Origin of the sequence: Microbulbifer jejuensis, from assembly GCF_047289955.1 — a bacterium.
In the GTDB taxonomy this organism is placed as follows: Bacteria; Pseudomonadota; Gammaproteobacteria; order Pseudomonadales; family Cellvibrionaceae; genus Microbulbifer.
Genome location: NZ_JBLBUB010000033.1, coordinates 1 through 18343 on the forward strand (window position 1 = coordinate 1; position 18343 = coordinate 18343).

Here is an 18343-nt window from a genome sequence, read left to right on the forward strand (position 1 = left end):
AGGGGGAGGTTGATGCAGTGGTATGCGATTTAAATAACCGCCCAAGGAAAACATTAGGCTTTGAAACACCAGAAGATTTAATGGATAATTACTTGGCGGCACAAGCCGCATAAATGGTATGCACTTCAAGGTTGAATCCGCGTTATAAAAAGCGGTTAACTTGCACAAAAGGGCGGTGGCAAAAGTTTTTGGGGGAAGTTGACTTCCTGGCATTTTGAAGGCCGAGCTGGACGAAATGGGGATCTTCCCACATATGGTCAAGCTGTAAATCCAGCTTCTGGATGGACGAAACTATCGGCAGCCCAATCTGTATTTCACGATGATGGGATTGGAAATCCTGAGGCGAAGTTTATTCACTCGGATGGAAGAGAGGCTGTATTTAATGGCGATACATCCCTGCTTGTGACTGATCCAAGGTATATGGGAACGTATAATTATGTAAATCCCGCGCCAGTTCCAAACAATTGGTATGATGTCCCCGGTTGGGTGCTTTGGGCTGATCAGGGGTTGGGCCATGCCGCTCTTGATGTTGCACCGTATATCTTGGGTGGTAATGTAAGAGGGGAAAACTAATGAATCTTATTGGGCGAGAAGGCTCCATTTTATTAAAAACTTTAATGCTAACCTTTTACGGCGTTGCACTTTCAGCCTGCCAAACAGCCGAACTGGTATTCTATGAGCATAAGCCTTCAAAAAGGTTTTACCAAGATTTAAATATGGGTGATCCATTACTTTCTCCATTTTTCGACAATGGGGTTTTGTTTGTTGCTAGCATAAAAGCTGCAACACACACAGAGTATTTTTTCTGGATAGGAGTTTACTCAGAGAAAAAGGAAAAGGTAAAAATAAATAAGGCCATAGTAATGGGTTCTGGCTTGAATTTAAGTAAAGATTTGGATATTGAAGTTTTTTCTAGACAGCCAACAAGAGAGTATGATGCAGGTAATCCTGTTAAGCTATTTGAGCTGAAAAGTTCATGGCTAGGCAAAGCATCTAATGACGATGGGGCTATAGTTTTGGATGTTTTTTACGAAATAGGCGGTAAAGAGGGCAAGAAGCGGTTTGTATTAAAGCGTAGGGTTGAAAAGCAGACCGTCTTTTCTACGTAAAAGTGATTTGTAGAAACCTACAAAGCCCCGGCAGAGCAATCTGCCGGGGCTTTGTCTTTAAGACACCTATTCAGCAGTCAACACCAAACACCCTTCCATGACCCTGACCTTGATCGGCGTATCCACCACAAAGCCGGCCCGTTCAAGCCAGTGGCCCCTGATTGTGATCCATGGCACGGAGCTATTTCATTAATGGATGAGCACAAGATCGCTAAGCAAGCTATGCGGGGAGGCTACCCCGCAGGCGCGTCTTTAGCCAGGGGGCGAACTCCTTATGGGTCGCTCGCCCATCTGCCAGATCGATGATCCACTCGGCAAGGTGTTCCTGGTCTGTATCAACGCCAACATCATTCTCTTCGAAAAAGGTGAGCATGGAAATCAGAACCGTTCGCTTGTTGCCGTCGTTGAAGACGTGGCCTTTGGTTATGGCCTCGGCATATAGTGCCGCAACCTCTTCTATACCGTGAAAAGAGCCATAAAAGATATTGTGATGAATCCGCCCGGTGAGCGATTCGACGTGCATCCCGGCTTGGTACCTTTCAGCCCAGGGCTATGGCCGAGGATGTAGTCATGGTAGCTTTGCACATCATCTGCGGTGAGGTGCTTTAGGTCTTCCACATTGACCATATGCGCCCTTCCTTAGCGGTTCTTGAGTATATTCAGTGCTCGGGAATATTTAGCCGTGAGGCGTTTACTGGTTTCGCTTGCACTTTTCGGATGCACAACTTTTACTTGACGTCCGTCAATTATCTCAACCTTTGGTGGCGGCTCTTTGGCACCCTTTGGAATGGTATAGGTAGACATGAGACCTCCCTTTGTATTCCTTACGTTGTATCACTGGAAATTTGTATCCGCGAGAGCGGAACTTGCATAGGTGGCCCAGTCGGCCATCAATAACTTTCGCTTCTCGAACAAGTCGCCGCGCCGGTAAGCAGCCTCTACAGAGTCCCCCAGGCTGTGGGCTAGGGCCTGCTCGCAAACGTCACGCGGGTGTGGAGTAGCTTCTCCCGCCCAATCGCGGAAACTTGATCGGAATCCGTGCATAGTAAGGCCATCTCGCTTCATACGACGCAGTGCCATAAGCATGGCCATATTTGACAGGGGGCGTCCCTTGCGTTGACCAGGGAAGAGGTGCGGGTTGTCGTCGATCCGGGGTAGAGATTCCAGCAGAACCACCACAGGCGGCGCCAGAGGTACTCGGTGCGCCTTGCCCGCCTTCATCCGCTCACCTGGGATTGTCCAAGTCTTGGTGTTGAAGTCGATTTCATCCCAGGCAGCTCCCAGCGCCTCACTGGTGCGGGTGGCAGTAAGGATGGTCAGCTCCATGGCCCTGAATGCCAATCCTTCGCGCCTGGAGACTTCCTGAATGAACGTCGGCAGCTCTGCCCAGGGTAATGCGCTGTGGTGTTTTACTTTCCGTACCTTTGAGCGCTTTGGCAGCAATTTGTCCAGATGACCGCGCCAGCGGGCCGGATTCTCCCCCACTCGGAGCCCTCTGGCCTTAGCGGCATCCAGCACAAGCTCCACGCGGTTCCGGACCCTGCTCGCTGTTTCCGGTTTCTCGAGCCAGATTGGCTTCAATATCTTTAGCATATGGTCGGTAGTGATTTCGCAGGGGGCCTTGTCGCCTATAACCGGGTGCGCGTACTGCTTCAGGGTGTTCTCCCACTGTTGGGCGTGCTTGGCACTCTTCCAGCCTTCGCGGTGTGACTGTATGTAGAAGTCGGCCACATCGCTGAAGGTCGCCTTTTGCGCTTTCATGTTTTGCGCGACAGATTTCTGTTCCTGCTGAATACGTCGCCGTTCGTTTACAGGGTCCTTGCTCTGGAGGATCAACTTTCTCTGTACTCCGGCTTCAGCCCTTGCTTTCTTTAGACCCACATCATCCAGGCTACCCAGGCCCATCTCGCGGCGCTTTCCGTGAAGTTGGTAGCGTAAAACCCAACTTTTGGCTCCCGAGGGCCTAACAACCAGGCGCAGGCCGTCCCCGTCGTCATACTTCCCCGGCGCCTTAATCCTTTCAATTTCTTTTGCGGTTAGCTTTCCCATACTCTCCCCATAGCCTTCCAGTCCCCCACTTGGTCCCCCACTTTGCCGTGGATTCCCTGAGTAGACTTTGGATAAATTTGGAAGGAATATAGCTCGCAGGCCCTGTAATTACTAGGGTTTGGTGGAATCTATAGGGCTGTATTGGAAGGCATATAAGCGGACTCTCTCACCGCCATACCCAATATCTTAGAGCGATTAGGCCAATTATCATAAGTTTTGGCTCTTTTTATTCTCATTGCATGAATATGCTACGGAAAGTTAAGAGACAGAGCTTTTTTATTGCCAAAAGCGGGCCATAAACCAAGTCGGGTCCACCATTTTAAGATCTGTATCCTTCCACCTTATCAGGGTAAATAACATTACTGTAAAGCCAACCATCCGGTGTTAACTTTGGATTTAATAACCCTATTATTCTGGCACTTAAAATACTTGTGGAATCCCTTTTTGAATTTTCGGTAACTAGTGAGAGAAAAGTGATTGGGTTGTTGGAAAAATAAAAAAGGGCGCTGGCGCGCCCTCTTTTAAAGCGAATTTGATTACCAGTGGAAATCAAACTTGTAGCCGACACCTATATTGAATGACCAAGGATCATAGAGATAATCGCCACCGAATCGGTGGAAATAGAGATCCCCGGTACTGGCATCGGTAAAGAAGGTACTTACTTCAATATCAGTATCTACGTCGTAAAAGACAGCAGCAACATTAATTAACCAGCTGCTATCATGACCAAAGTTGAAGTCAACACCAATCTGCCAGGTGTATCCCCAGCTGTATCCCAGGCTCAGGTCGCCAGAAAAGGGGAGGAAAATATCGGTTGCCGGATCGACCCACCCCCAGTCCCTGAGGTCCTCGTCACTAAAGTCGGTATAGTTTATACCGACCCCCATATAAGGCTGCACTAAGCAACTGGGGTCCAAAGGATACCAGTTTAGATATAGCGCCGTAAATTCTGGCTCCCAGCGGGCAAAGTCGCCGCGATGGCGGTCAAAAAAGTCTCCATTGTTAAAGCGGCGAAGCCAGGGTCTGCGATTGCCTCCATCGTGGCGATCTCCATCGGTGTAACTTAATGATACACTGAAGTGATCCATTGGTTTCCATTCGCCGCTAATAAACCAGCCCCACTCCTCATCCGGGTCCACATTGGCTCGAAAAGCACCCCAGTCAAATAAATCTTCCGGCCATATGAGCACTGCATCAGAAAAGGTGACATAGTCGGAATTTGGTGAGACATAGGCTCCGCCAATACGAAACTTAATTTCCTGGGTGGGCGGCGGAGGTGGGGCATAGCCAGAGGGTCCTGCCGAAGCGACACTAGAGATTGCTAAGGCGAGGGGCGTCATTACAGGGATCAAAATACGCGTCATCTTCATTTGTGGTAACTCCATTCATATTCAGCAGATCAAACAGCAATCAGCCCAATCAATGGTCAGTCTAGTCGCACGAAATCACGGGTGTAGAAAAAAGGTCAAATGTTGGCGTCTAAAAATATATTTAGTGTTATCTGGCATGAAGGTGGTCTTTTGGCGTATATATTTCCTACTGCAGGCTTGATTGAGAGAAAAACCATACGCCCCTGGTGCATATTTTCCGCTTCTGTAAGCGGGCGTTTATAAATAAAAAATAATCCATGTGGCTGTGAAGTAGGGAGTAAAAACGATTTGAAGTGGAGTCGGTACGATTTCTGGTGAGAATCAATTCCACGATTGTAGCCACCTAATTTCTCTGTCATTCGAATAGCTTTATAGGCCGATATCACTCGCTAGGCGACCTGAGGTAGTGAATCTTGACTGCAGTTTGCCAGTTGCCAGTTGCCAGTTGCCAGTTGCCATTTGACAGAAATAGGTGATGCCTGGCACAAACGACTTTGCTGATGTCTCTTTTGGCATGCGTGCTTGAAGTGCATTGACAGGATTAGCTCTTTCATAAGCCGGATATAGGATACTTTCGGTAGTTTATCGCGTCACTTTCCTCAGTTCATACAGAATAAACCTAGGAGTAATCGTCATTCTGAGGGTTTGCCGGGAGATAGTTATGGTGGGGCTCAGGCTTTACGGTTTGAGCGTATATTGTATCCATGCTGGAGAGGCTCGGTGCCCGTTTAGAGGGATTTCTGTTTTCTGGCAAGCTTTTACTCAGAAGAAAGGAGTGGGGTTTTTATACAGTCATATTCCAGCATCCTCAGGTGCGCTCGGTTTAGCAGGGGAAATAGTCTTGTGGCTTTAATTGCCCTCTCCTAGTAAGGGGTAGTTCAGCGGGTGATATCATTGATTTTTATATAGGATATACACTATAGAAAAATTGATCCGGATAATGGGGAAAATGTATACCCTGCCAACTTATAATTTCACGCAAAGCTCCCCGTTGGTGACTGCCCAGAAACTTACAGACCTCCAGTCAGCGGTGTCTCATAGGGTATCCAATGGGTTCATTGACCTCGCAGTCAGATAGATTGCCTCGCTCATAGTGGGCAAGAGTGGATCTATTCAAGAGTGCTTATAAATAAAGGTCGCTGTCGCTGTGTTGTACTCTTGAATTAAAAAGGGTGTTCTGATTCGTGAGATGACCCGACCTCCAGTTACTTTTCCAATCCCTCCATGCCTTGATTCTTCACGCAGGGGGGGTTGGAGCACTGTTCCAGATTCGTTGTGGCTTCCTGAAGGTCTTAAAAAGGAAAGCTTCACGAAATAGTCTCAAAAATGAAAAATACGTCTATTCTTTCTATGAGTCAGGCGCCTTTTCATTTGCTGCTTTGGTTTGCGTTTCCGCTGTTGCAGGCCTGGGCCGGCAGGCACTTACTAGCCCGCCGGGGCGTTCGCGGTGATGGGTGTGCCGAGATCCAACAGTTTTCAGGGAGCGCGCAAATTGTATGTGACCTGTCGTCAATTCACGGGGTAACCTCCCGGAAATTTTGGAGAAATGATTGTGAAAAGCAAGCAGTACATCCTTCCCTTGTTAATCGCCAGTCTTACTGCTTCTGCAGCTGTCTTCGCGGAAACCCATTCCAAGAAGCCGGCAAAGGAGTGGACCTGTGCGGACTTTTTGGCAATTGATGACCAGTTTAAGCCCAAGGCCGTCTACTGGGCTGCGGCTTTCTCAAAGCGCGGCCAGGAAGAGGGTGATATTTTAGACATTGATGGTACAGAAAAGGTGACCCCGATGATTATCACCGCCTGTGCCAAGGCGCCAAACGAGTCTTTCTGGACCAAGTTCAAAGAAGAATGGCATAAGATGGGAAAGCATCACGATAAGGAAAAATCCGACAAGATGATGAACATGCAAAATGGCAACGGAAACGACAATAATAGTGGACCTAACGGCAACAACACGATGCAGTAGCGATTTCTATGCCCTCTGCTGAGTCCGGCAAAAGCCGGGCTTTGCTCTGCCAATTCAAAGGGCTGAAATGTTGCTAACCCAAAGTATAAAGGTCCTTCAGGGTTTTTCATCCACTGGGTTGGTATTGTTCTTTACATCGTGAGTCTGTCCCCGGCTTTTCAGTTGGCTGAAGTCGTTGGGTCAGATGGGTAGCACCACCGCGACTGCTTTGTTCACTTGAACAGAGCTAATATTTGATGTTTCGCTTTCGGTTTAAGGGTGCGGGCAGTTAGTGCTTGTGTTGGCATTAGTTACAGAACTTTCAACCTTACAGGTGAAGTGTTGACTGAATTTTAAATAGTCAAATGAGGTTGGATTATGAATGATATTGTTAGAAATTGCACCAAATGCAGAGCAGTGCTAGTAGATGGCTGGCATGTTTTGGAGTGATGGGGTGTTTAGGGGGGTATCCACGCGCGGTTTATACGTCTGGCCAAGATATCGCTCTTTTGGGCGTGTCGCCGGTATCCGGGAGGTTGGTTATAGGTGGCGCCCCCGGGTGGACTCGAACCACCAGTCCGGACTTAGGAGGTCCGTGGTTTATCCTGTTAACCGACGGGGGCAGATGCCTTCACGAGACAGCCAAGTACTGACGAGGAGGCCATCCTATTCTATCCTGTATGAGGGCAAATGTCATGCCATCAATGATTGATAAATGGTCGCTTTTCATTGCCTCGTCGATGCCGGGGTAGTGGCTTGTCACTCTCAGTAACAGACCGGTTCTCAAGTTACTACAATTCCCGCGATTTCAGAATCGGTGATTTTTCGAAATCTTTTCACAATTCCTGTGGGTACTTTCGTTAGATTCATATCACCAATGGGCTGTTATGCGGACATTTTTGCACTTCCATAGAAGTGCAAAGTTTGACGCAAGCTTGTCATTGTTTTCCTGTAATTTTTTTCTTGACCCTATTTGTTTTAGGTGGCTAACCTGCGAGTAGGTTCTGGTTGTAAAAAGATATTTTTTGCTTTCTCGAGTCAAGATTGTGGGGTTTCGTATGAGTGGTCATGTTAACGAAAAGTACATGGATTTTGATGCTGTGGATATTCCAGAAATTGCCACTGAGATATTAAAGCGGGCCACTTGCCATCCGCCGCGCGATGCACGCCGGATGGTGGAGGATAAACTTGAGGAGATGCGTCTGAGGCGCGAACTAATGGAGTATGACTTCGAAAATTAAAGATCTACGTATAAACCTGGAAAGTAAAAAATTTGCTGGGGTTGCGCACTGCACAAACTTGCTGTCGCGGCTGCCGCGAGTTTTTGAGATACAGGTGGAGTCAAAGGACATGCTGCCTCTTCATGGGAAAGCATAGATAGTTCTCAAGTGTCGTGTTTGTCTGTAGGGTTGATAGTCACTCTAAAAATGTTAGTGGATATGCAGATTGCTAATGGTTTTTCCTCTCAGATTTTAATGAGATTTCTGGCATTGTTTAAGCCCGCTTTAACTATCCACTTTATTTTTCTTTTGATACTTTGATCTGCCAATAAATTTCTGTGCATAGAAGGTCTGTATTCTGGTGGTTCGGGACGCAGGCAGGCTACTTTCGGCTTTCTGTTAGGGTATTTTGTGTGTAAAAAAGCAAGATAGAATTCTCGTGTTTGCCTCTATTTTAGTATTGAAGCGGTCGAGAATTTGAGACCGCTTCGCCAGGGTGTATTTACGTTGGTGTGGCGGCGTCTTTCCCATTCGGACCCTGCTTGCCACTAAACCACCCCAGTATTCGCTTCAATATATGAGACAGTCTTCCTCGCTTGGCTTTGCGCTCCTTGTCGGCGGCACTAACCAGCCACGCGACCTGGATTACCAGGCGCTGGCCCTCAAACGGAAGGTGGCCGTGGAAAGAGTTGTCTGCACGTTTAAAAGCAGCCAGGGTACCGTATGAAGGTCTTACTTCCGGAGCGACGGTATCCTCAAAGTCATCAATACACCTGAGGAAGCGCAGGCAGCCATTGCCATCGAGTGTCCACTCGGGGTTGAGGTAGAGCAGGGCGGTGGCAATTTTCGACTTGCCATCGGTATGTATTCTGCCGTGGCGCTTTTTCAGTGTGCGACTGATGGAGACATAGGTCGGGTATTGGGAGAGTTCTTCAATACCCAGGTTTCTTCCAATAGCGTTGGCAAACTCCGGATCGGTGAATTGCTCGATCAGGGTATTAATGGCGGCTCCACACTGTTCTTTCTCGTGGGGGAGGTAGCCGGCACCTTTGAGATGGGGGAAGGCCTCCAGAAATGCGGGCATCTTCTCCTTGTTCAGGGTATTCCTGGCAATAAAAAACGGGAAAGGCTGAAGGTTGATTTGGGTATCTTCGCCGGTTAAGGCATCGGCATTGAGCCAGCGGCTGGCGTTCGCAGCGAGACTAGTCATTATTGTGCATCCTTACAGGCTGGTCCGGTATTCGCACCGGGTTACATCGAAGAACATTGTTGAGGTCGACCAAAGGGTTTTGCCTCTATACAGAGTATGTGGCGCGGGGTTTGTACCGCCTCATGATCCTGGCAAAATATCAGAGGCTGGGGCCAGAGCCAATACCGGCGAACAAAAATCCTTGTCTTCTACCCAGTATTTCTGGAATGGTCCGATTCCATGTGGGTGCGACTGTGTTGAATACCATGCAATTGGCGCAAGTGCCGGTATAATGCCGTTCATATTTTCGAAAGAGCAGTTTTATTCCAGCAATGCCTGTGACTCCCAAGTTCCCAGTGGTCTTACAAGTACGCGATCTGGCCTGTGATAGGGATGGCCGGCGCTTGTTTGAGGGTCTGGATTTCTCGCTGTGTACGGGCACTGCGATTCAGATCAAAGGTAGCAATGGCGCGGGCAAAACGACGCTGCTGCGTACCTTGATAGGCACTGCCAGTGATTTCCGTGGTGAGATCCTGTGGTGCGGCAGTCCCTTTCCAGGCGCGCTTTCTGTTTTGCGTGAATCCCTGCTGTATATCGGGCACCAGGGAGGGGTGCGTGGTAGTCTGACACCTTTGGAAAACCTGATCTGGTATGGGGCAACCCGAGAGTCAGCACTTTGGGCCCTGGATTGTGTGGGTCTGAGCGGGTTTGAAGGCAGTTTGTGCCACGGCCTGTCCGCGGGAGAGAATCGCCGGGTAGCCCTGGCGCGTCTTTTCTTGCCTCAGGCTCCGCACTTTTGGATTTTGGACGAGCCTTTCACTGCACTTGATGCAGTCGGGGTGGTGACACTGGAACAGCAGATGGCCGCCCATTTGCATTCCGGTGGCTCTATCCTGCTCACTTCCCACCAGCCTCTATCCCTCGGAAGGCTCGCTTCTGTCGATTTATCTGACTTTATGGTCGATGAATCTTTGGTGGCTGTGGAGGCAGAGCATGTCTTCAGTTGATATCCAGCCACTGGTGAGTGGCATGCGCGCTGAACCCGACCTTGCCACATTCTTAAGGATTGAAATGTTGCTGGCACTGCGCCGGCGGGCAGATATCGCCAACCCCCTGCTGTTTTTTGTCTCGGTGCTTGCCCTTCTGCCCCTCGGGCTCGGACCCGAGCCCGAGTTGCTGGCGAAGGTGGCCCCCGGCATGATCTGGGTGATGGCCCTGCTCGCTACCCTGCTGTCCCAAGAGAGTCTGTTGCGCAGTGACTTCGAGGATGGAACCCTCGAGCAACTAACTTTGCTGCCGCAACCCCTGTACTTTGCCGTACTGGCGAAATCCCTGGTGCACTGGATGGTTACGGGCCTGCCGCTGGCATTGTTGTCGCCGTTGTTGGCAGTGATGTTGAACCTGCCTGGGGAGGGGTATCTATGCCTGTTTATCTCACTATTGATGGGCACCGCCAGTCTGAGTCTAATCGGCGCTATAGGCGCGGCGTTGACGGTGGCTGTGCGACGCCCTGGCTTGCTACTGGCGCTTATTGTTATGCCGCTCTACGTGCCCGTGCTAATCTTCGGCACCGGCGCGGTGCAGGCGGCTATCGATGGCTATGCCTACAGTGCACAGCTGGCGATACTGGCCGCTCTGCTGGCTGCGGCAGCAGCACTGGCTCCTTTGGCCGCTGCGGTCGCAGTACGTATCAGCCTGGATAATTGATTCGGAGGTCTTTTTGGCTTGGCAATGGTTTCACCGCTTGGGTTCACCACGCTGGTTTTATCATAAGACGAGTGCCTGGCTGCCCTGGCTGGCGTTCGCCAGTGCAATGTTACTGGCTGTTGGCAGTATCTGGGGTCTAGGTTTTGCGCCGGAAGATGCCAAACAGGGTAATAGTTATCGTATTATCTTTGTCCATGTGCCGGCGGCCTTTCTCGCTCTGGCCGGTTACTATCTTATGGCGGTCAGTGGTGCCATTGGGTTGATCTGGAAGATGAAGCTCGCTTTTGTCGTGATGCGGGCGGCAGCACCCATTGGCGCTGTGCTGACGTTTATCGCACTCTTTACCGGTGCCGTTTGGGGTAAGCCCACCTGGGGCGCTTATTGGGTGTGGGATGCCCGAATTACCTCCATGCTTATTTTGTTGTTTCTGTATATCGGGGTGATGGCCTTGTCCCAGGCCGTGAACCGGGAACAGGTTGCCGACAGGGCCTGTGCGCTGTTGGCCTTGGTAGGTACGGTCAATATTCCGATTATCTACAAGTCGGTTGACTGGTGGTTTACCCTGCATCAACCTGCCACTCTCCGCTTGATGGAAGCCAGCAGTATCGACCCGAGCATGTTCTATCCGCTGCTGACTGTAATTATCGGCTTCTATTGCATGTACGCCTGGACCTTGCTTACGCACACCCGCATCTTGCTGTTGCGTCGGGAGATTCGTACCAAGTGGGTACAACAGGTACTGACTGAGGGGAAGTAGTATGCAGTTTCAATTTACCAGCTTTGCCGATTTCCTGATGATGGATGGCCACGGCATTTATGTGTGGATTTCCTATGCGGTGACTTTTGCAGCGCTCACCTTCCTGGCCCTGTATCCCTGGATTACACGCCGCCGGATCCAGCGCGAACTGCAGCGCCAGCAGCGTATAGTGCAGCGCCGACGCAAGGTCACTAAAGAGCGGATGGCTGTAGTAGAGTCGGCATAGGTCGGCATAGGTCGGCAGAGATTGGTCTGGTTATTGAGTCGGCGCCGGCTGTTGCCGGGCGGATAAGATGAACACTAATGGAGTATTCCCATGACAATGCACCCTGTACGCCGGCAGCGCCTGATTCTGGTACTTGTTCTGGTTACCCTGTCCAGCGCCGCAGTGGGCTTTGTGACTTTTGCGATGCGCGAGAATATGGATTACTTCTATGCGCCCAGTGCCTTTGCTGCAGGGGAGGTGCCCGTCGAGAAGCGCATCCGCGCAGGGGGCTGTGTGGTGCCGGGCAGTCTCCAACGCGCGGACAAGAACCTGGAGGTACAATTTGTGATTACCGATGGCGAAGCGGAATTAACCGTGGCTTTTGACAAGATCCTGCCGGATCTGTTTGCCGAGGGCGAGGCCGCGGTCATCACCGGACGGCTGATGCCAAACGGTATCCTGCGCGCCGATCAGGTACTGGCCAAGCACGATGAAACCTATACGCCGCCGGAAGTGGCGGAGAGCATGGTTTCCCATGAAAGTTGTGCCGGTGGAGCAAAAATATGATCCCCGAGTTGGGCCATGTTGCACTGATTGCCGGTTTGCTGCTGTCCTTTGCCCTGGCAACCCTACCGATTGCCGGCAGTTACACGGCGCGCCCCTTGTGGATGGCGGCGGGGCGGCCCCTGGCTTTTGGGGTGTTTGCATTTGTTCTGATCGCCTTTGCCTGCCTGACAATTGCCTTTGTGCAGAGTGATTTCACGGTTGACTATGTTGCGCAGAACTCCAACCGTATTCTTCCCGTTTACTACAAGATCACTGCTGTCTGGGGTGGCCACGAGGGCTCCATACTCTTGTGGCTGCTGATGCAGGCCGGCTGGGCTGCCGCGGTGGCCATGTTCGGCCGCCAACTGCCGCCGGAGCTGTCGGCGCGGGTGCTGTCAGTATTGGGCATGGTGTTGATTGGCTTCTTCCTGTTTATCCTGCTGACCTCGAACCCCTTTGATCGTACTTTGCCTTTCCCGCCGGTAGAGGGCTCCGACCTGAACCCCCTGTTGCAGGACCCGGGTATGATTTTCCACCCGCCCCTGCTGTATATGGGCTATGTGGGCTTCTCGGTTGTATTTGCTTTTGCCATTGCAGCGCTGCTGGGTGGGCATTTGGATGCGGTGTGGGCGCGCTGGGCCAGGCCCTGGACGGGTGTGGCCTGGGCTTTTCTCACCCTTGGCATCGCGCTGGGCAGTTGGTGGGCCTATTACGAACTGGGTTGGGGCGGCTGGTGGTTCTGGGACCCGGTGGAAAATGCTTCGCTGATGCCTTGGCTGGTGGGTACTGCACTGATGCATTCACTGGCGGTGACGGAAAAGCGCGGCCTGTTCAAAAGCTGGACCATTTTACTGGCGATATTCACCTTCAGCCTGAGCCTGTTGGGTACCTTCCTGGTGCGTTCCGGAGTGATTACCTCGGTACACGCGTTTGCTACAGATCCGCAGCGTGGCAGCTTTATCCTGGCCTTCCTGGCGGTGGTTATCGGCTCGTCCCTGTTGTTATTTGCTCTGCGTGCACCCACTGTCAGTGCCCGCAGTGTTTTCTCTTTCCGTTCCCTGGAGACTTTCCTGCTCGGCAACAATATTTTACTGATATTGATTATGGCCATGGTATTGACCGGTACTCTGTACCCACTGCTGGCGGATGCTTTGAATTGGGGCAAAATCAGCGTGGGCGCACCGTTCTTCAACCTGTTCTTTGTTCCTCTGATGGTGGTGCTGTGCCTGTTGCTGGGCATGGGTATCCACGCCAACTGGAAAAACAGTCGTTGGGATAAACTCCTCGGCGCCTGGCGTTTGCCCTTCCTGGCGGCGCTGGTGGTAGCCCTGCTCTGGCCGCTGGCTTTTGATCACTATCACTGGGGTGCGGTGCTGGGTATTTTTATCGGTGCCTGGGTATTGGCCTCGAGCCTCGCGGATATTGTGCTCAAGTCCCGCAATGCCAAGCCTTTTATCGCGGGCCTCAAGCGCCAGCGCGCCAGTTATTACGGTATGCACCTCGCCCATATCGGCCTGGCAGTAGCGGTGCTTGGGGTGGTATTAAGCACAGTGTACAGCGTGGAGAAAGATCTGCGTATGGGGACTGGGGACAGTTATCAGGTAGCCGGCTATGATTTCAAATTCGACGGTGTGCGCTTGGTGCAAGGCCCCAACTACCATGCCTTTGAGGGGGTCCTGCAACTGAGCCGAGATGGTGAGTTCTTAGGCGAGTTGCTCCCGCAAAAGCGCAATTACTTCTCCGGTGGCAATCCCATGACGGAAGCGGCCATTGATACTGGCTTGTTGCGCGATATTCATGTGGCTCTGGGAGAGCCCTTGGAGGGCAATAACCCCAGTGGGGATTGGGCAGTGCGCCTGCAGTACAAGGCGTATGTGGTGTGGATTTGGCTCGGGGCCCTGTTGATGGCGATCGGTGGGGGCATTGCGGTGGCAGACAAACGGTATCGCAAAGCCACAGCCGCACGCTCTGTGGAATCTGCGCAAGTTCCGGGTACCCTGGCCGCCGTATAAGTTTCTGGATGGATGGAATGTCGAGAGTAAAACTCTTTTTGCCCCTGTTTATTTTTATTGCGCTGGCGCTATTGTTCTGGCGCGGCTTGTTCCTGGAGCCGCAGGAAATGCCCTCGGCGCTATTAAACAAGCCGGTGCCCGCATTCTCCCTGCCCAAGGTGGCAGATAACCATCAGATTGTGCGTAAAGAGGATCTGCCCAGGGAGCCACATCTGCTCAATGTATGGGCCACCTGGTGCATAGCCTGCCGGGTCGAGCACCCCTATCTCAACGCTTTGGCGGAGCGGGGCGTCCCTATTGTGGGTGTTAACCTGAAAGATGACGAAAAGGCTGCTCTGGCATGGCTGGAAAAGTTCCACAATCCCTACCGCTTCAGCCTGGCCGATCAAGAGGGGCGTCTATCCCTTGATCTCGGTGTGTTCGGCGCACCGGAAACCTTTCTGGTTGATGCGGGAGGCACGATACGCTGCAAACATGTGGGAATTGTCGACGACAAGGTGTGGCAAACTAAGCTGCAGCCCCTCTATGAAAAGCTGACCACCCAGCGTTGGGAGGAATTTGCCGGTGATCTTTCAGATTCCCTCTTATCCCGTTGTCAGTGAAACCGAAGAGAAGAGAAGTCGCTTTGTTTGTTGGGTCCTGTCAAAGATAAAGTGCGTTTTCAACAGTAGCCCGATCAGGTTCGCACTCAATATCCCCATGCGAATCACCACTGTACAGCCCTGGTAATTGGCAATCCCGCCTGCGTTTTTTGGTCACTCGTCACCAGGGCCGCTGTGGCGCGGTGGAATATACCAATAAAGTCACGATCCCTATCACGGTGCCACAAGAGCAGTGGCACTCTTTGAAGGCGCAACTATTGGCCGAGGGTTGTGTATTGCTGGAATAAACAGGGATCTTTTGGATCTTGGGCTCCTTTCAAGGTTGCGGCTTTCCTGTTGGCATTTGCCGAACCTCTCCAGAGCGCTGCTCTCTCTTTTTCTTATTGTCGTGGTAATGCAATAGGCCTTTCTACCTCTTGTGCCACTGTTTTGATTGTTCTCCGTCTAGTAGTTTCTGTCGGGCATAGACCTATAGCAGGGGTAGATAATGGGCGTTTCTGTGATCAGAACTTGATAGCTAAAGGATCGTTGATTTGCAGAGGCTTGAAAGCGGGCCATCGGTCGCAACGCCATTTGAGGGGGAGGTGGCGCTAGCCCGGATTATTCCAGCATTGCCAGCGCAATGTTGCCCAGGCAATGGGCTGGGGCTGGCTTACACAGTGCTGTCCGGTTGATGCTCTGGACGGGCTTTGGTAAAGGCGGGTAGTTTGGCGCAGGCATTGGCGATTTGCTGAATCTTGGGGTAGTTGCCAATTTCCATACCAAAGCGCTCTGCGTTGTAGATTTGCGGCAGCAAGCAACACTCAAATAACCCCGGTTTGTTCCCTGCAGCGAACGGTGTCGGCTGCAGTTGCTGTTCCAGCGCTGAGAAGCCAAGATCAACCCAGTGTAGAAGCCATTGGATCTTCTGCTTGTTGTTGATGTCGTATTCTGCTTGCAGGAATTGAAGTACGCGCAGGTTTTGAATAGGTTGAATATCACAGGCGATATTGTAAGACAGGGCCCGGATATGGGCGCGGGCATTGGGGTTCTCAGGCAGTAGCGGTGATTCAGGGTAGGCTTCATCCAGCCATTCCAGTATAGCGATTGACTGAGTCAGGTGAATGTCGCCATCTTCAAATGTGGGAACCAGCCCCTGAGGATTGAGTTCGCGATAGTTTTTGCCTAGCTGCTCCCCTTTGAGGAGGTTCACCGGGTGGTATTTGTAGGCGAGGCCTTTCAGGTTGAGGCCGATGCGTACCCGGTAGCTCGCGGAGGAGCGAAAGTATCCGTAAAGATCCATTGTCTTTCCTGTTTCTGGTTATGGCTGGTCCGGCATGAATATTACCGGTAACTTCATTTATTTTCTTGGGTGTGATGTCGTCACAGTCTGCGGGCTGTGCGATTACCGTGCCTTCCAGGAATTGACATATCCCGGTTGCTCCACGGCGTGGGCATCTGGCAGTATGTCCCAGGGCGTTTTGCTGTCGATCATTACGGCTACCTCTCTGATCCGTTTGCTACCAGCTCTGGGGCCAAAAACCCCCCTTTTCCCATTGCCTGTTCGAAAGTATTTGGCGGGAAGTTTGCATAGGCCTGGCGGCTGGTGCTCCCCTCAATGCGGGGAAAGTTCATCCACTTGCGTATTAGTGGTCTCGCTTTTACTGGCTGGGTGGGAAACTGTTCAATTCACACAGGAGCCACGCATCTTTCTCGCGCCTTTCCAGCAGATGGTTAGCAAAAATGGCGCATAAAGCCCTATAATGGGCTGTCAATTTTTCCTGCAACCCTGGGGTTTCCCAACAGGGCATTTGCGTGTACAGCGGTTACAATTGAAACCAATGTTAGTTAAATTGAACATCTGGCACAAACCGGATTTACAGACAGGTGGGTAAGAACAGCCATGAGCAATGACCAGGATACGCCAGTGGAACAGGATGGGTTACGCTTGGAACGGTTTTTGCCATACCGGCTGTCGGTGCTCTCAAACCGGGTCAGCAACGCCATTTCGCAAGCTTATGGTGCGCGCTTCCATCTCACCATTCCTGCCTGGCGTGTAATGGCAATCCTTGGGCGTTTTCCCGATCTGTCAGCCGCGGAGCTTGTGGAACAGACCGCCATGGACAAGGTGGCGATCAGTCGCGCTGTCTCCTCCCTGTTGAAGTACGACTACATCACGCGCAGTGAAGACCCCTCAGACCGTCGACGCCAGGTGCTGAACCTGTCAATGCTGGGTCGCAGCGTTTATGAACGCATAGTGCCTCTGGCCCAGCGGTATGAAAATGATCTGATGGCTTCGCTCTCCGCTGGGGAGCGTGCACAATTGGATAGCCTTATTGAAAAACTGATGGTCCGTGCCAAGGCGTGGTCTGAGCACGGGCTGACCGACGAATAAATGAAATAGTTGAAGGAGTTTTCAGGTGTTTGAACATTTAGGTAGTCTTCCGCCAGATCCGATCCTGGGCTTACTGGCCAGTTACCGCGCGGATGAAAACCCCTGCAAAATTGACCTTGGGGTAGGGGTTTACAAAGATGAAGCTGGGCATACTGCGGTTTTGCAGGCCGTCAAGGAAGCGGAAACCCGCCTGCTGCAAAGTGAAGAAACCAAAGCTTATATTGGTCCCGCCGGCACCCCGGGATTTAACAGCACCATGCAGGAGCTGGTTTTGGGTGCTGGACACCCGGCCCTGGAGGACGGCAGGGTGCGTTCTGCACAAACCCCCGGTGGTTGTGGTGCCCTGCGTATACTGGCGGAGTTAATCAATCGCGCTAAAGCGGGCACTACCGTCTGGGTGAGCGATCCGACCTGGGCAAACCATGTACCGCTGCTTGGTAATGCCGGCTTAAAGATCAAGAGCTATCCTTACTACGACCGCGCCAGCAACCGTCTGCTCTTCGATCAAATGGTGGAGGCCCTCAAGACTGTGGGTGAGGGTGAGGTAGTGTTGCTTCATGCCTGTTGCCACAATCCCTGTGGCGCGGACCTGTCCCGTGAACAGTGGAAAGTTCTGGCGGAAATGGCCTCAAAGCAGGGCTTTACTCCATTTGTTGATATAGCCTACCAGGGCTTCGGCGACAGCCTGGAAGACGATGCGTACGGTCTGCGCCTAATGGCGGAGTCCGTTCCTGAGATGCTGGTGGCCGCATCCTGCTCCAAAAACTTTGGTCTCTACCGGGAGCGTGTCGGATTGGCCATGGTGATCTATGCCAATGGTGGGAGTGCGGACAGAGGCCACAGCCAGATGTTGAGCGCTATCCGTGGTAACTACTCCATGCCACCGTCCCATGGCGCTGCGATTGTAGAATCGATTCTCACGGATGCGGGCCTAAAGGCCAACTGGGAGGCAGAGCTGACTGAAATGCGTGCACGTATCAACAGTTTGCGCGCCGGTCTCGTGGAAGGCCTCACCGCTGCCGGTGCTGGGGGTGATTTCAATTTTATCTGCCAACAGAAAGGGATGTTTTCGTTCCTCGGTATCAGCCCCGAGCAGGTTCAGCAGCTGCAAAAGGACTTTTCTATCTATATGGTGGACTCCAGTCGTATCAGTATTGCCGGCTTGAGTTCCCGCAATATGGAATACTTCTGCAAGGCAGTTGCCAGTGTGTTGTAAATTCGGCGCATCGGGGGGGTGGGTACTCTGCTTATCTCCTTT

Annotated in this window: 20 protein-coding genes and 1 tRNA gene; 13 read left to right on the forward strand and 8 right to left on the reverse strand. The window is 51.7% G+C overall.

Annotated features, from left to right (window positions below):
• Positions 1-198: 198 nt before the first annotated feature.
• Both ACL7TT_RS17825 and ACL7TT_RS17830 read left to right on the forward strand, forming a co-directional pair.
• The gene (locus ACL7TT_RS17825; RefSeq protein ID WP_413397435.1) at positions 199-573 is read left to right on the forward strand and encodes a hypothetical protein; all 375 of its coding nucleotides are present in this window, start codon (positions 199-201) and stop codon (positions 571-573) included.
• Entirely contained in the window at positions 573-1109 is a 537-nt protein-coding gene (locus ACL7TT_RS17830) for a hypothetical protein (RefSeq protein WP_413397437.1), read from the forward strand. Before ACL7TT_RS17825 ends, ACL7TT_RS17830 begins: the two co-directional genes overlap by 1 nt.
• A 66-nt stretch (positions 1110-1175) precedes the next feature.
• Here the strand turns inward: ACL7TT_RS17830 and ACL7TT_RS17835 are convergent, their stop codons facing one another.
• From ACL7TT_RS17835 to ACL7TT_RS17855, 5 genes are all read right to left on the reverse strand, one after another.
• A complete protein-coding gene (locus tag ACL7TT_RS17835) occupies positions 1176-1286 on the reverse strand; it encodes a SymE family type I addiction module toxin (RefSeq protein ID WP_413397439.1) in 111 nt (36 codons plus the stop codon).
• A gap of 43 nt (positions 1287-1329) precedes the next feature.
• Complete coding sequence (locus tag ACL7TT_RS17840) at positions 1330-1632, reverse strand: type II toxin-antitoxin system death-on-curing family toxin (protein ID WP_413397440.1); 303 nt, start codon at positions 1630-1632, stop codon at positions 1330-1332.
• A gap of 116 nt (positions 1633-1748) precedes the next feature.
• Positions 1749-1913: a hypothetical protein gene (locus ACL7TT_RS17845; protein ID WP_413397442.1), complete on the reverse strand. Its 165-nt coding sequence runs from the start codon at positions 1911-1913 to the stop codon at positions 1749-1751.
• A 30-nt stretch (positions 1914-1943) separates the two neighbouring features.
• Complete coding sequence (locus ACL7TT_RS17850) at positions 1944-3158, reverse strand: tyrosine-type recombinase/integrase (protein ID WP_413397444.1); 1215 nt, start codon at positions 3156-3158, stop codon at positions 1944-1946.
• A 536-nt stretch (positions 3159-3694) separates the two neighbouring features.
• Positions 3695-4528 (reverse strand): OmpW/AlkL family protein, encoded by an 834-nt coding sequence (locus tag ACL7TT_RS17855; protein WP_413397446.1) that lies wholly within the window; start codon positions 4526-4528, stop codon positions 3695-3697.
• A gap of 1552 nt (positions 4529-6080) precedes the next feature.
• Here ACL7TT_RS17855 and hdeA point away from each other — a divergent pair.
• Complete coding sequence (gene hdeA, locus ACL7TT_RS17860) at positions 6081-6494, forward strand: acid-activated periplasmic chaperone HdeA (RefSeq protein ID WP_413397448.1); 414 nt, start codon at positions 6081-6083, stop codon at positions 6492-6494.
• A 526-nt stretch (positions 6495-7020) separates the two neighbouring features.
• Here hdeA and ACL7TT_RS17865 read toward each other — a convergent pair.
• Positions 7021-7096, reverse strand: a tRNA-Arg gene (locus ACL7TT_RS17865).
• 435 nt (positions 7097-7531) lie between these two features.
• On the opposite strand from ACL7TT_RS17865, the gene ACL7TT_RS17870 reads away from it, so the two are divergent.
• On the forward strand, positions 7532-7714 hold the full coding sequence (locus tag ACL7TT_RS17870; RefSeq protein WP_299947400.1) for a PA3496 family putative envelope integrity protein: 183 nt from the start codon (positions 7532-7534) through the stop codon (positions 7712-7714).
• Positions 7715-8195: 481 nt separating this feature from the next.
• On the opposite strand, the gene ACL7TT_RS17875 is transcribed toward ACL7TT_RS17870, so the two are convergent.
• Positions 8196-8903, reverse strand: coding sequence for a 2OG-Fe(II) oxygenase (locus ACL7TT_RS17875; protein ID WP_413397450.1), 708 nt, complete (start codon positions 8901-8903; stop codon positions 8196-8198).
• A 311-nt stretch (positions 8904-9214) separates the two neighbouring features.
• Between ACL7TT_RS17875 and ccmA the strand changes: the two genes are divergently transcribed.
• From ccmA to ACL7TT_RS17910, 7 genes are all read left to right on the forward strand, one after another.
• Positions 9215-9889 carry a cytochrome c biogenesis heme-transporting ATPase CcmA gene (ccmA, locus tag ACL7TT_RS17880; RefSeq protein ID WP_413397452.1) on the forward strand — a complete coding sequence of 225 codons (675 nt, stop codon included), beginning with the start codon at positions 9215-9217 and terminating at the stop codon, positions 9887-9889.
• A 22-nt stretch (positions 9890-9911) separates the two neighbouring features.
• Positions 9912-10589: a heme exporter protein CcmB gene (gene ccmB, locus ACL7TT_RS17885; protein WP_413397493.1), complete on the forward strand. Its 678-nt coding sequence runs from the start codon at positions 9912-9914 to the stop codon at positions 10587-10589.
• A 13-nt stretch (positions 10590-10602) separates the two neighbouring features.
• Entirely contained in the window at positions 10603-11346 is a 744-nt protein-coding gene (locus ACL7TT_RS17890; protein WP_413397454.1) for a heme ABC transporter permease, read from the forward strand.
• Position 11347: 1 nt separating this feature from the next.
• The gene (gene ccmD, locus ACL7TT_RS17895) at positions 11348-11572 is read left to right on the forward strand and encodes a heme exporter protein CcmD (protein WP_413397456.1); all 225 of its coding nucleotides are present in this window, start codon (positions 11348-11350) and stop codon (positions 11570-11572) included.
• Between the two features lie 96 nt (positions 11573-11668).
• Positions 11669-12118 (forward strand): cytochrome c maturation protein CcmE, encoded by a 450-nt coding sequence (locus ACL7TT_RS17900; RefSeq protein WP_413397495.1) that lies wholly within the window; start codon positions 11669-11671, stop codon positions 12116-12118.
• Positions 12115-14109, forward strand: coding sequence for a heme lyase CcmF/NrfE family subunit (locus ACL7TT_RS17905; protein WP_413397458.1), 1995 nt, complete (start codon positions 12115-12117; stop codon positions 14107-14109). The genes ACL7TT_RS17900 and ACL7TT_RS17905 overlap by 4 nt, the downstream gene beginning before the upstream one ends.
• A 17-nt stretch (positions 14110-14126) precedes the next feature.
• A complete protein-coding gene (locus ACL7TT_RS17910; RefSeq protein WP_413397460.1) occupies positions 14127-14711 on the forward strand; it encodes a DsbE family thiol:disulfide interchange protein in 585 nt (194 codons plus the stop codon).
• Between the two features lie 652 nt (positions 14712-15363).
• Here ACL7TT_RS17910 and maiA read toward each other — a convergent pair.
• On the reverse strand, positions 15364-15993 hold the full coding sequence (maiA, locus tag ACL7TT_RS17915; RefSeq protein ID WP_413397462.1) for a maleylacetoacetate isomerase: 630 nt from the start codon (positions 15991-15993) through the stop codon (positions 15364-15366).
• Between the two features lie 600 nt (positions 15994-16593).
• On the opposite strand from maiA, the gene ACL7TT_RS17920 reads away from it, so the two are divergent.
• Positions 16594-17085 carry a MarR family winged helix-turn-helix transcriptional regulator gene (locus ACL7TT_RS17920; RefSeq protein WP_413397464.1) on the forward strand — a complete coding sequence of 164 codons (492 nt, stop codon included), beginning with the start codon at positions 16594-16596 and terminating at the stop codon, positions 17083-17085.
• Between the two features lie 25 nt (positions 17086-17110).
• Positions 17111-18301, forward strand: coding sequence for an amino acid aminotransferase (locus ACL7TT_RS17925; protein ID WP_413397466.1), 1191 nt, complete (start codon positions 17111-17113; stop codon positions 18299-18301).
• The last annotated feature ends 42 nt before the right edge of the window (positions 18302-18343 follow it).

Excerpts from the sequence above, each read along its gene's own strand:
- ACL7TT_RS17830 (WP_413397437.1), top strand. The coding sequence starts at position 573 with ATGAATCTTATTGGGCGAGAAGGCTCCATTTTATTAAAAACTTTAATG.
- ACL7TT_RS17870 (WP_299947400.1), top strand. The coding sequence starts at position 7,532 with ATGAGTGGTCATGTTAACGAAAAGTACATGGATTTTGATGCTGTGGAT.
- ACL7TT_RS17910 (WP_413397460.1), top strand. The coding sequence starts at position 14,127 with ATGTCGAGAGTAAAACTCTTTTTGCCCCTGTTTATTTTTATTGCGCTG.
- ACL7TT_RS17840 (WP_413397440.1), bottom strand. The coding sequence starts at position 1,632 with ATGCACGTCGAATCGCTCACCGGGCGGATTCATCACAATATCTTTTAT.
- ccmB (WP_413397493.1), top strand. The coding sequence starts at position 9,912 with ATGCGCGCTGAACCCGACCTTGCCACATTCTTAAGGATTGAAATGTTG.
- ACL7TT_RS17920 (WP_413397464.1), top strand. The coding sequence starts at position 16,594 with ATGAGCAATGACCAGGATACGCCAGTGGAACAGGATGGGTTACGCTTG.
- ACL7TT_RS17850 (WP_413397444.1), bottom strand. The coding sequence starts at position 3,158 with ATGGGAAAGCTAACCGCAAAAGAAATTGAAAGGATTAAGGCGCCGGGG.
- ACL7TT_RS17855 (WP_413397446.1), bottom strand. The coding sequence starts at position 4,528 with ATGAAGATGACGCGTATTTTGATCCCTGTAATGACGCCCCTCGCCTTA.
- ACL7TT_RS17900 (WP_413397495.1), top strand. The coding sequence starts at position 11,669 with ATGCACCCTGTACGCCGGCAGCGCCTGATTCTGGTACTTGTTCTGGTT.
- maiA (WP_413397462.1), bottom strand. The coding sequence starts at position 15,993 with ATGGATCTTTACGGATACTTTCGCTCCTCCGCGAGCTACCGGGTACGC.
- ACL7TT_RS17905 (WP_413397458.1), top strand. The coding sequence starts at position 12,115 with ATGATCCCCGAGTTGGGCCATGTTGCACTGATTGCCGGTTTGCTGCTG.
- ACL7TT_RS17875 (WP_413397450.1), bottom strand. The coding sequence starts at position 8,903 with ATGACTAGTCTCGCTGCGAACGCCAGCCGCTGGCTCAATGCCGATGCC.
- ACL7TT_RS17845 (WP_413397442.1), bottom strand. The coding sequence starts at position 1,913 with ATGTCTACCTATACCATTCCAAAGGGTGCCAAAGAGCCGCCACCAAAG.
- ccmA (WP_413397452.1), top strand. The coding sequence starts at position 9,215 with ATGCCTGTGACTCCCAAGTTCCCAGTGGTCTTACAAGTACGCGATCTG.
- ccmD (WP_413397456.1), top strand. The coding sequence starts at position 11,348 with ATGCAGTTTCAATTTACCAGCTTTGCCGATTTCCTGATGATGGATGGC.